Source organism: Paracidovorax valerianellae (assembly GCF_900102625.1).
Classification (GTDB): domain Bacteria; phylum Pseudomonadota; class Gammaproteobacteria; order Burkholderiales; family Burkholderiaceae_C; genus Paracidovorax; species Paracidovorax valerianellae.
Window position 1 is genome coordinate 1 of the sequence record NZ_FMZC01000019.1, and the last position, 11,031, is coordinate 11,031.

Genomic DNA, 11,031 nt, shown 5'->3' on the forward strand with positions numbered 1-11,031 from the left:
GTCGGGGCGGGTGAGGGTCAGGGGCATGGGAAAAAGGCCATAAAACGAGGGTTTGAATGAAATCGGACTCTGGCGCAATCAGCACTAGGGAGGTGCGCTATCAATTTAGTAGTGATTGCGCAGGCGGCGAGAAGATCAGCTCACGATGCCCAGGTGCCACGGCACGAATTCATGGTCGCCCAGGCCCAGCAGTTCGCTCTTGGTCGCGCCGCCGCTGGCGTGCCGCAGGATCTGCTCGAAGATGCGCTGGCCCATCTCGGGCACGGTCAGTTCGCCGTCCAGGATCACCCCGCAGTTGATGTCCATGTCTTCCTCCAGCCGCTGGTACATGGCCGTGTTGCTCGCCAGCTTGATCGTCGGCGCCGGCTTGCTGCCGAACATCGAGCCGCGCCCGGTCGTGAAGCAGATCAGCTGCGCGCCGCTGGCGATCTGCCCCGTGGCGGCCACCGGGTCGTAGCCCGGCGAGTCCATGAAGACGAAGCCCCGCTCGTCGATGCGCTCGGCGTATTCGTACACCGCGCGCAGCGGCGTGGTGCCGCCCTTCATCGCCGAGCCGAGCGATTTTTCAAAGATGTTCGCCAGGCCGCCCGCCTGGTTGCCGTGGCCCACCACGCCGTTGAACTGCGCGTTCTGCCCGGCCGCGTAGCGCTCCCACCAGGCGAGGCGGTCCAGCAGTTTCTGCCCCACCTCGGGCGTGATCGCCCGGCGCGTGAGCATGAACTCCACGCCGTGGATCTCCGGCGTCTCCGACAGGATGGCCGTGCCGCCGTGGCGCACCAGCACGTCCATCGCCGCGCCCAGCGCCGGGTTGGCGGTAATGCCCGAAAACCCGTCCGAGCCGCCGCATTCCAGCCCGATCTTCAAATGGCTGGCGCTCACCGTGCTGCGCCGTGCGGCATTGGCCGCGGGCAGCATCGCCTCAATCGCCTCGACCCCGGCGGCGATGGTGGCGCGCGTGCCGCCCACGTCCTGCATCACCAGCGTGCGCATCAGCCGCCCGCGCTGCAGCCCTTGCGAATCCACCAGCCCATCGACCTGGTTGCGCTCGCAGCCCAGCCCCACGATCAGCACGCCCGCCAGGTTGGGGTGGCGCGCATAGCCCGCAATCGTGCGGCGCAGCACGTCGAAATGCTCGCTGGGCGACGACATGCCGCAACCGCTGCTCTGCGCAAAAGCCACCACGCCGTCGATGTGCGGGAAGGCCTTCATCCGCTCCGGCGTGAAGTGCGCGGCGATCTGCTTGATGACCGTGGCCGAGCAGTTCACCGACGACAGGATGCCGATGAAATTGCGCGTGCCCACGCTGCCGTCTTCGCGCACGAAGCCTTCGAACGTCGCTTGCTCGGCCTCGGGCACGTAATCGACCGGCTGCACATCCGCGCCGAAGGCCGGGTCGCGGTAGTAATCGACCAGCTCGATGTTGTGGCTGTGCACGTAGTCGCCCGGCTCCAGGTCGCGCGTGGCCACGCCGATGACCGTGTCGTACTTCTTCACCGCCTCGCCCTGCGCGATGCGCCGCGCGGCGATCTTGTGGCCCGCCGGCACCTGGGCGCGCGTGCGCACACCCAGCTCGGGAATCGACTGCCCGATCGCCAGCGCCGACTTGGCGACCAGCACGTTGTCGTTCGGGTGCAGGTGCAGCAGGGGGCTGTCGGCAAGGCTCTGGGGTGGCGCAATGGCGTTCATCGGTGGGGCTTTCGGGTGGGGCGCGCGGTTGTCGTCAGCGCTGCGGGGCTCGGCGCTTGCAGGCGGCTTGGCAGCGTTGCATCAACTTTTCATCAACTCTTCATCAGCTCGCGCAGCTTGAGCTTGTCGATCAGCACGGTCTCCTTGGCATACACCGTGTTCACGTATTTTTCGTAGTCGGGGCCGTCCAGGTACAGCAGCGGCGCATCGAGCCGGTCGGCCACGGCCTTGAACTCGGGGCTTGCCACGGCCTGGCGGAAGGCGTCGCGCAGCTTGGCCGCCACCGCCGGGTCCAGCCCCTTGGGCGCGCCGATGCCGTTGGGCGCATCGACCACCACGTCGTAGCCCAGCTCGCGCAGCGTGGGCGTGTCCTTGAAGCGCGCGGTGCGCTGCTCGCCCCAGGTGGCCAGCAGGCGCAGCTTGCCGGCTTCGACATGCGGCGCCCAAGAACTGGAATCGGCCAGCGCATCCACATGCCCGCCCAGCACGCCCTGCAGCGCCTCGGCCCCGCCCTTGAACGGCACATGGTTGAGGCGAATGCCCGCCACGCCGGCGAACTCTTCCATGCCCACGTGCGTGGCGCCGCCGACCCCCGCATGCGCATACGTCACCAGGCCCGGGTTGGCCTTGGCGTGTTGCACGAAATCCTGCAGCGTCTTGAAGCGCGAATCGGCCGGCACCGCGATGCCGAAGGTCTGCCCCGAGGTGCGCGCCAGGTAGGTGAAGTCCTTGCGCGGGTCGGCCTGCAGCGTGCCCAGCTGAGAAAACCGCGCCACCGAAATCGGAATCTGCCCGATCGTGTAGCCGTCCGGCTTGGCCGAGGCCAGCGCCTTCGAGCCGATCATTCCCGAGGCACCGGCGCGGTTTTCCACCGCCACGGCCTGGCCCAGCACGCGGCCGGCCACCGTGCACAGCGTGCGCATCGACTGGTCGGCCGTGCCGCCCGCCGGCCAGGGGCAGATGAAGGTGATGGGGCGGTCGGGGTAGCCGTTGGCCCGCGCGGCGGAGGTGAATGTGGATGTGGCGGCCAGGGCGGCCGCACTGGCAGCCCCCAGCACGAACTGGCGCCGCTGCATGGGGCGGGAAGATGGGTTCATCGTTGTCTCCTGTCTGTTTTTATCGGATCGGCACAGACCGGATTCTTGGGCAGACAATCATTGCTTTCCAATGAATTCGCGGACTGGCTTCATAGCCTCTAGGTTATGAAGCCAAAAGCCGCTTTCACCTCCCCGCATCACGAACGAGACGAAGCCTTCATGACCGATCCGACCCACGCCCTGCAGCAGGTGCTGCACCACGACATTCCGCTCACCCGCGACATGGGCCTGACCGTGCTGCGCTGGCAGGGCCACGCGCTGCGCCTGCACCTGCCCCTGGAGCCCAACGTGAACCACAAGAGCACGATGTTCGGCGGCAGCCTGTATTGCGGCGCCGTGCTGGCCGGCTGGGGCTGGCTGCATCTTCGGCTGCGGGAAGAGGGCATCGGCGGCGGGCACATCGTCATCCAGGAAAGCCACATCCGCTACCCGCTGCCCGTGCGCGGCGCGGCGGTGGCGATCTGCGAAGCGCCCGACCCGGCGTTGTGGCGCACCTTCCTCACCACCTACCAGCGCCGCGGCCGCGCGCGGCTGGCGCTGCACACGCGCGTCCGCGCGGAGGACAGCGAAGACGACGCGGTGCAGTTCACGGGGCAGTTCGTGTTGCACCGCTGATCGAGCCACTGCTTCCAATTCACACACACGCACTCCAAACCCACGCCAAGCCCACATCCCATGAGCCAGATCGACCGCGTTTTACGCTCCAACCTCAAGCTGCGGCACCTGCAGATGCTCGTCGCGCTGGACCAGTTTCGCCACGTCGGCCGCGCGGCGGATTTTTTGTCCGTCACGCAGCCCGCCGTCTCCAAGACCCTGGCCGAGATCGAGCGCATGTTCGGCCTGCCGCTGTTCGATCGCTCCACCCGCGGCACCGAGCCCACGGCAGCGGGTGCCAGCGTGGTGCGCTTCGCGCGCTCGGTGCTGGCCGGCTACGACCGCACGCGCGACGAAATCGCCGCCGAAGCCAGCGGCGCGCGCGGCCGCACCAGCGTCGGCGCCATGGTCGCCGCCACGCCCGTGCTGCTCGCGCAGGCAGTCGAGAAGCTGAAGGCCCGGTCGAGCCACACCACCGTGCTGATCGAAGAGGGCGACTTGACGCGCCTGTTGCCGAAGCTGCGCCTGGGCGAGCTGGACCTGTTCGTCGGCCGCCTGGAGCCGGGCTACGCCTCGCCCGACCTGGAAACCGAAGCCCTCTACGACGACCCCATGGTCGCCGTCGTGCGCCCGGGCCACCCGCTGGCGACCAAGCGCAAACCCCGCTGGGCCGACATCGCCACCCAGCCCTGCGTGCTGCCGCCCCCATGGGCCTCGCTGCGCGTGAAGCTGGAGCAGCAATTCTTCGCGCACGACCTGCACCCGCCAGCCGACATCGTGGAGTCGGCATCGTTCCTGTCGCAGATCACCTTCCTGCACCAGCGCGGCGCCGTGGCGTTCATGGCGCGCACGGTGGCCCGGCATTTTGCGGAGCAGGGGATGCTGGCGGTAGTGAAGGTACCGGTGGAGATCGAATTGCCGCCGGTGGGGTTGATCCGGATGCGGGGGGTGGAGGGGACGCCGGTGACGCAGGCGTTGGTGGGGTGTTTGAGGGACGTGGGGATAAATGCCTAGACTGCCGAGGCAATTTATACAAGCTGAAAATTTGGCGTGACGATTGCCACTTCATTCTGCCGTTTACAGCTTGTTGATAGTAGCCGAAGGCATATCAGGATATAAGTAACATCATTGTTGCAAATTGTGGAAATTTAAGATAAGGTGCAAATCTCCTGTGTATTCAATATTATTTTATTATTAAATCGGCAAAATCATGCAATCTCCATATATCACAAGAATCCAAGTTGACGGGATGCATGGCCAGTTTAATGTTGATATTCAATTGAAGTCGGGACTTAATGTCTTATACGGGCAAAATGGCCGTGGAAAAACAACTCTTTTGCATTTAATTGCTAACACTCTTGAGTTGGATTTTGATCGCTTTAAGTATCTTCGCTTTGAACTCATTGATATCAGTGTGTCAAATGGATCGGTGATAAAAATCAGACCTGAAAAAGACGAGTCTGGTATTTTGGTGTCATTGGATGGAAACGAGTTGCAGTGGCGCGAAGATGGTAGTGAAAATAGTAATCTGCATAGACGTATTTTAAGATCTGTTTTGGGAAATAGGCCAAATTATCTTCCTGCTTTTCGTTCTATTTTGGAGCGTGTAAGAAATGACAGTTTTTTGGGCGCCTTAACACCGTCCCAGCAACAAGAGTTTGACAAAATACGCATTGCTGAAGCTCGAGTAATGAGGGAGGATGGAGTATTGCCGGTCCGATATCCATCCCGGACTGAAGGGCCATCTCTGACTGCTCAAAAAACTTTACAGTGTCGGCAATGGTTTGGGGGGTTTTCGCCAATTATTCGGTACCCTTCTATTGGCGAGGTAACTGACAAGTTGGAAACGGAGTTTCGAGATGCCGAACTTGAAACAGCTGCTTTTGAACGTAGGATGTTTTCGGATTTTTTCTTGGGCACGATGAGAGCCCTTTTATCTGGTCAAGATTTGCCATCTGAGCAAGAAGTAGAAACGCTGTTGCAGCGAATAAGAACGGCTGTTGTAGAAGAAGAATCGAATCCAGAGCCTTATGAGCCTCATGGTCCGCAGATTATTCATCAACTTGCCCAAGCCGTTGATTCAGTCGCTGCGGAGGCCGCAAGAGCGGGCGCTGCGGAAAGGCGCGTTCTGAGACTCTATGCCGATATGCTTGAGCAGCGTGGGCGAGAACGGAGAAGTTCGTTCGAAAAAATAAAGAAATTTGAAACGGCAGTCAACAAATTTTTAGATAACAAAACTCTCCATATTGCAGAAGGGAGAAGATATGCGCCACGTTCACGTTCTACATATGTTGAGTCTGAAAATTATCAACAATATCCACTGACATCGTTGTCATCGGGGGAAAGGCAAGTTCTCACAATGCTATTCTCTGCGAGCAGACTCAGCGCAATGTCCGGATCATTTCTCATAGACGAGCCAGAATTATCTTTGCATATTGATTGGCAGCGGATCGTTTTGGCGGAATTGATGGCTCAAGCGGGCGGGCGTCAGATTATTGCTTGCACTCATTCTCCAGAAGTTGGGGCAGACCATATCGATGCTGTGCAGGTTTTTAATCCTATACCCTACCGTCGAAATAATAATCAAGAGGTCGTTTCCGATTCTTTGTTGGACGACTCGCTATGAGTACTTACGATCTAAAATCGTACGAACTTGTTTTGATGCTCCGGAAGAGGAAAACGATAGTCGTAGAGGGAAGTGTTGATAAGCGCGTAATATCGCGCATTCTTTTGGAAAAAGAAGTTATCTCTGGAAAGGAACGCCAATGTGTTATCGATGAGGTGTCGCTAATTTCTCGTGAGCGAAGCTTTTCTGGCTTGGGCAATAGAACTCGTGTAATAAACACCGGGGTGCATTTTTCAAATTTAACCTCAAATCTCAAGTGTCTTGTTGATAGGGAATGGGATGGTGTAAATCTTGTGACATTGCAAAATCCACACCCACCAATTGCTACGCCTAGTTGGGGACATATGACACATGGGCATTCTATTGAAAACTACTGGTTTACTGCATCGGCGGCTTGTAGTTTTCTAAAGATGCATTATGGCTCTAACCTTCAGGCGCAGTTTTTTGTCGAGCTCCTTCAGCGCTTCGAATCCATGCTCAGAATCTCTGTTGCTTTCTCACTTGCGGCAAAAAGACTTAATTTAATTACTACTTGCCAGAAAGGTCTTTTGAAGGCGTCACATGTAATATGGTTGGGAAATGCTTACCAACCTACGTCTGACTTAGCTCTTGCAGGCAAAAATAGAGGAATTGCATTCGATTTGCAGGTTGAGACGCAAGCTGAGCTGAGTCGTGCAGATTTAATGGCATTAAATGCCTCCGACATGCAGTGGATCTGTCATGGACATTTGGGTGAGCAAATGCTTAGGGCTTGTGCTGCAAATCTCGCTACGGAATTTTCGAATGAGGAAATTGCAGTCGATATTGAGCGCGGCTTCCAAGAGATTAAGCTCGCGCATGATGCTAATTGGCTGGCTACAAATGCTTTGAGCTCAAGTCCGTTAAATTGCCTTACTGATTGGGCTTTATAGCTCAATTAATAGCTATCTCGATTTCTATCCAGCAAGTGGCTGAAGCTATTGGATAAGAGGTATGGCACGAATGAGCCGGCGAACCACCACCAGTTCGACTGCCAGTAGGCGATTCCCCAGCATATCCAGGCGAACAGGACGGTTGCTCTGCGCACTACACGCGACGGGGGAACGGGTTTCATCTTGCGACCTTAACGCCTTGGAGGCCCCACCTCACATAGACAAGGTAGGGCACGATTCGCACGGTGCCTGCTGGAGTGGAAATGTGAATGGGGATGCGCGAAACCTTCTCGATGAATCCATTGAGGGGCCTGCCTATGCGGGCCATATACACCCCCGCTCCGAAGATGCCATCCAATCCGAAAGGGCTGGCGTTGATGACCCCAGTGCGAGCTATGCCGGCGGCGCCGGCCCTGGTGGTGAAATGGATCAGATTTTTCGGCAGCGCTGCGAAGCCATACCCCGCGGTCCCAAGCGTCAGGGCTGTGGTGGGTGCAATGTCTGGGGTCCACAGAACGGCCAAGGCGCCGGGCACATGCGCCAGGGGGCCAAGCGGGCTCTTCGAGTTCACTGCGATATCTGCCCAGTACTGAGCGGCACTGTCTCCGGCCAGCGTTGATGCTCGATAGAGTTGCTGGAGCTTGAGGACCACCCTGTTCATCGCGCCCGGATCGGAAACCTCGATAGGTTTACGGCACCCGTCGGGCAAGCACACCAATTTTTGTTCGGTCATAGAGCCTTATCAGTTTCACAGGCAGCGAACCATGGGCTGGTGTGGGCTCGCGTACCTCCCTTTAAATGCCGCCGGATTGGGCTTTTTTAGGCTTTCGTGAAACTGACAATGACTCGCCGAAATTGTGTGCAATGGTGGCTGCGTTGGCTCGGGTTTGAAGGTCGCCGCGCAAGCGCCCGCCGGAGTGACCAGAGCGCCGGCCCTGCGTTGATCAAGCCCTGGTGATTCGTTCCGCAATCGCCTCCCCCACCTGCGTGGTATTGGCCGTGCCCCCCAAGTCCGGCGTCTTGGGCCCGGTCTTGATCACCTCTTCAATCGCCGCCACGATGGCATCGTGCGCCTGCCTGCCCGCGCCCTGGCCCTGCGTCAAAAAGTCCAGCATCAGTGCGCCCGACCAGATCATGGCGATGGGGTTGGCGATGTTCTGGCCGTAGATGTCCGGCGCCGAGCCGTGCACGGGCTCGAACAGGCTAGGGAAGTGGCGCTCCGGGTTCAGGTTGGCCGAGGGCGCGAGGCCAATGGTGCCGGTGGTGGCGGGGCCCAGGTCGCTCAAGATGTCGCCGAACAGGTTGGTGGCGGCGACCACGTCGAAGCGGCCGGGCTGCAGCACGAAACGGGCGGTGAGGATGTCGATGTGCTGCTTGTCCAGCGTCACTCCCGGGTAGCCCTTGGCGATGTCGTCGGCGCGGGCATCCCACCAGGGCATGCTGATGGCGATGCCGTTGCTTTTGGTGGCGAGCGTGACGTGCTTCTTGGCGCGGCTCTGGGCCAGGTCGAAGGCGAACTTCAAGAGGCGGTTGGCGCCGTGGCGCGAGTAGACCGATTCCTGGATGACGATCTCGCGGTCGGTGCCTTCGTACATGACACCGCCAATGGACGTGTATTCGCCCTCGGTGTTCTCGCGCACGACGAAGTAGTCGATGTCACCGGGCTTTCTGCCGGCGAGCGGACACGGCACGCCTTCAAAAAGGCGCACGGGGCGCAGGTTGATGTACTGGTCGAACTCGCGGCGGAACTTGAGCAGCGAGCCCCACAGCGAGACGTGGTCGGGCACGGTGGCGGGCCAGCCGACGGCGCCGAAGAAGATGGCGTCCACGCCGGCCAACTGCGCCTTCCAATCGTCGGGCATCATTTTTCCGTGGGCGGCGTAGTAGTCGCAGCTGGCCCAGTCGATGGTGCGGCATTCCAGCGCGAAGCCGAAGCGCTCGGCCGCGGTGTGGATGGCGCGCAGGCCTTCGGGCATGACTTCCTTGCCGATGCCGTCGCCGGGGATGACGGCGATTTTGTAGGTGGTTTTGCTCATGGTGTCCTTCAGTGAAAGGGGTGCGGCGGGTGCCGGGTGAAGGCATTGTTCGGCAGTGCTGCGCAAAATACAATCCGCCGCCTGTGGTCTCATTCTTCACACTTCGTGCACAAAATTCCTTCCAGCGATGACCTGCGCGTGTTCATCGTGGTGGTGCGCAAATCCAGCTTCGGCGAGGCCGCCATCGAGCTGGGCACCTCACCCGCCTATGTGAGCAAGCGCATTCGCCTGCTGGAGGAAGACCTGGCGGTGAAGCTGCTGCACCGCACCACGCGCCGGGTGGTGGTGACGGAGGAGGGCGAGCGCGTCTTTCACTGGGCGCAGCGCATCCTGGACGATGTGGACCAATTGCTGCAGGAGGTGGCAGTCACCCGCCGCGAGCCGCGCGGCCTCCTGCGGGTGAGCTGCAGCTTCGGCTTCGGCCGGCGCATCGTGGCGCCAGCGCTGTCGCGGCTGGTGGAGCGGCACCCCGGGCTGCAGGTGCGGCTGGAGGTGTTCGACCGGCTGGTGGACGTGGCGGGCGAGGGGTTCGACCTGGACGTGCGCGTGGGCGACGAGATCGCACCGCACCTCATTGCGCGGCGGCTGGCCGACAACCACCGGGTGCTGTGCGCGGCGCCCGCCTATCTGGCGCGCCATGGCATGCCGCGCACGCTGGCCGATCTTTCCAGCCACGACTGCCTGGTGATCAAGGAGCGCGACCACCCGTTCGGCGTGTGGCGCCTGCGCAGCGGCGGGGCGGAGCAATCGGTGAAAGTGCGCGGCCCGCTGTCGGCCAACAACGGCGAGATGGCAGTGCAGTGGGCCATCGACGGGCGCGGCATCGTGCTGCGGTCGCTGTGGGACGTGGGGGCGAGCCTGGTCGGCGGCCAGCTGGTGCGCGTGTTGCCGGACTGGCAACAGGAGGCCAACGTGTGGGCGGTGTACCCGACGCGGCTGGAGCGGTCGGCCAAGGTGCGCGTGTGCGTGGAGTTCTTGCAGGAGCACCTGCGCGGGGAATGGGCGGCCGGCGGTAGCGGCGGTGGTGGCGTTAGCGGCGTTGGTGCCGATGCCGATGCCGATGGTGATGCGCGAGGGTGAAAGAGGAGCGGCCGGGCGGCGCCGGTGCCCGGCTTTTTGAAGCGCTGACAGTGCCGCTCATCAAGCCCGAAAGCGGTCGAGCGCAGGCTGCAAAGACGCAAAAAAAGGCGCGCATTGCACGCGCCTTCGGTGTGCTGAGATCAGCCGGCCAGCGCAGCCTTCACGGCGGCAGACACCTGGCCCATGTCGGCCTTGCCGGCCAGGCGGGTCTTGACCACGCCCATGACCTTGCCCATGTCGCCGGGGCCCGCGGCGCCCAGTTCGGCCACGATGGCTTTCACGGCGGCCAGGGTTTCTTCGGCGGACATGCGCTCGGGCAGGTAGCCCTGGAGCACGGCCATTTCAGACTTTTCCTTGTCGGCGAGGTCCTGGCGGCCCGCGCCTTCGAAGGCGGTGATGGAGTCTTTGCGCTGCTTGATGAGCTTGTCCACGATGGCGACCACGGCGGCGTCGTCGTCCAGGGAGATGCGCTCGTCAACTTCCTTTTGCTTGATCGCGGCCTGCAGCAGGCGGATCGTGCCCAGGCGCTCGCTGTCCTTGGCGCGCATGGCGGTCTTCATGTCTTCGGTGATCTTTTCTTTGAGGCTCATGTTTTTCTCCGGTCAACAAGGGGTGGACGGGTGGGGCGGGTTTTGCCCCAAACGAAAAAACCCGCGCTTGGCGTCCCTAGCGCGGGTTTTGCGGCGGTGAGGCCGGCTGGTGTACCTGGATCAGTACAGCTTCTTGGGCAGCTGCATGCTGCGAACGCGCTTGTAATGGCGCTTGACGGCGGCAGCCTTCTTGCGCTTGCGCTCTGCGGTGGGCTTCTCGTAGAACTCACGGGCGCGCAGGTCGGTCAGCAGGCCGAGCTTTTCGATGGTGCGCTTGAAGCGGCGCAGGGCGACGTCAAAGGGTTCGTTTTCTTTTACGCGGATGGTGGTCATTAGCTAATGGTTTCCAAAATTGTGCCCACAGAGGGTATCCGGGAGATCGGGCCTGGATGCCATGTGTAGCGGGTTCCC

Annotated in this window: 11 protein-coding genes; 5 read left to right on the top strand and 6 right to left on the bottom strand. The window is 61.0% G+C overall.

The features are described 5' to 3' along the window. Positions 1–135: 135 nt before the first annotated feature. Positions 136–1,686 carry a UxaA family hydrolase gene (locus BLT03_RS20965; RefSeq protein WP_092745723.1) on the bottom strand — a complete coding sequence of 517 codons (1,551 nt, stop codon included), beginning with the start codon at positions 1,684–1,686 and terminating at the stop codon, positions 136–138. 92 nt (positions 1,687–1,778) lie between these two features. Next, complete coding sequence (locus tag BLT03_RS20970) at positions 1,779–2,783, bottom strand: tripartite tricarboxylate transporter substrate binding protein (protein ID WP_092745724.1); 1,005 nt, start codon at positions 2,781–2,783, stop codon at positions 1,779–1,781. 159 nt (positions 2,784–2,942) lie between these two features. On the opposite strand from BLT03_RS20970, the gene BLT03_RS20975 reads away from it, so the two are divergent. The 4 genes from BLT03_RS20975 (at position 2,943) to BLT03_RS20990 (ending at position 6,914) form a co-directional block, all read left to right on the top strand. Then, on the top strand, positions 2,943–3,398 hold the full coding sequence (locus tag BLT03_RS20975) for a thioesterase domain-containing protein (protein WP_092745776.1): 456 nt from the start codon (positions 2,943–2,945) through the stop codon (positions 3,396–3,398). Positions 3,399–3,458: 60 nt separating this feature from the next. Beyond that, positions 3,459–4,391, top strand: coding sequence for a LysR substrate-binding domain-containing protein (locus BLT03_RS20980; RefSeq protein ID WP_092745725.1), 933 nt, complete (start codon positions 3,459–3,461; stop codon positions 4,389–4,391). A 196-nt stretch (positions 4,392–4,587) separates the two neighbouring features. After that, positions 4,588–6,003 (top strand): AAA family ATPase, encoded by a 1,416-nt coding sequence (locus BLT03_RS20985; protein ID WP_092745726.1) that lies wholly within the window; start codon positions 4,588–4,590, stop codon positions 6,001–6,003. Next, positions 6,000–6,914 carry a DUF4435 domain-containing protein gene (locus BLT03_RS20990; protein WP_092745727.1) on the top strand — a complete coding sequence of 305 codons (915 nt, stop codon included), beginning with the start codon at positions 6,000–6,002 and terminating at the stop codon, positions 6,912–6,914. Before BLT03_RS20985 ends, BLT03_RS20990 begins: the two co-directional genes overlap by 4 nt. A 178-nt stretch (positions 6,915–7,092) precedes the next feature. Here the strand turns inward: BLT03_RS20990 and BLT03_RS20995 are convergent, their stop codons facing one another. Together BLT03_RS20995 and BLT03_RS21000 are read right to left on the bottom strand one after the other, a co-directional pair. After that, a complete protein-coding gene (locus BLT03_RS20995) occupies positions 7,093–7,647 on the bottom strand; it encodes a hypothetical protein (RefSeq protein ID WP_245711492.1) in 555 nt (184 codons plus the stop codon). Between the two features lie 211 nt (positions 7,648–7,858). Next, positions 7,859–8,950: a tartrate dehydrogenase gene (locus tag BLT03_RS21000; protein ID WP_092745728.1), complete on the bottom strand. Its 1,092-nt coding sequence runs from the start codon at positions 8,948–8,950 to the stop codon at positions 7,859–7,861. Between the two features lie 105 nt (positions 8,951–9,055). Here BLT03_RS21000 and BLT03_RS21005 point away from each other — a divergent pair, with 105 nt between their 5' ends. Further along, positions 9,056–10,030: a LysR substrate-binding domain-containing protein gene (locus BLT03_RS21005; RefSeq protein ID WP_092745729.1), complete on the top strand. Its 975-nt coding sequence runs from the start codon at positions 9,056–9,058 to the stop codon at positions 10,028–10,030. A 140-nt stretch (positions 10,031–10,170) separates the two neighbouring features. Here the strand turns inward: BLT03_RS21005 and BLT03_RS21010 are convergent, their stop codons facing one another. Further along, the gene (locus BLT03_RS21010; RefSeq protein WP_092745730.1) at positions 10,171–10,620 is read right to left on the bottom strand and encodes a GatB/YqeY domain-containing protein; all 450 of its coding nucleotides are present in this window, start codon (positions 10,618–10,620) and stop codon (positions 10,171–10,173) included. Positions 10,621–10,740: 120 nt separating this feature from the next. After that, entirely contained in the window at positions 10,741–10,953 is a 213-nt protein-coding gene (rpsU, locus tag BLT03_RS21015; RefSeq protein WP_007833691.1) for a 30S ribosomal protein S21, read from the bottom strand. Positions 10,954–11,031: the final 78 nt, after the last annotated feature.